Genomic DNA, 383 nt, shown 5'->3' with positions numbered 1-383 from the left:
CAGTCGAGCATGAAGATCGAGCGTTCGAGGCGGCCAAGCTCGCGCAGCGCGAGGGCTAGTCCGTTCTGTCGCGGATAAGCGGACAGCCGACGCAGCATCGCCGAAGCGGTGACGGTGCCGGTGCGGATCGATGTGGCGAACCGCAGCATTTCGTCCCAATGCGCGGCGACATGACCCAATGCGATCGGTTCGGTCGTCATACCGGCGAGCAAAGGGCCAGATTCCTGGCCGGGAAGGAGGTGCAAACGACGCTCCTTGATGTCGCGCAGCCGTGGCGCGAAGCGGTAGCCGAAGAAGGGCATGAGCCCGAACACATGGTCCGATGCCCCGCCCGTATCGGTGTAGTGCTCCTCGATCGTCAGGCCGGTCTGGTGATACAGCAA

1 protein-coding gene is annotated in these 383 nt (G+C 63.7%); it reads right to left on the bottom strand.

Going from position 1 to position 383, the window contains the following annotated elements:
- Nucleotides 1-383 (bottom strand): transposase (locus tag L3X40_RS22225; RefSeq protein ID WP_237367490.1); only part of this gene is annotated, 383 nt, incomplete at both ends.

The sequence above is a fragment of the Rhizorhapis sp. SPR117 genome, from assembly GCF_021742065.1.
This window is presented reverse-complemented; position numbering and strand designations above follow the sequence as displayed.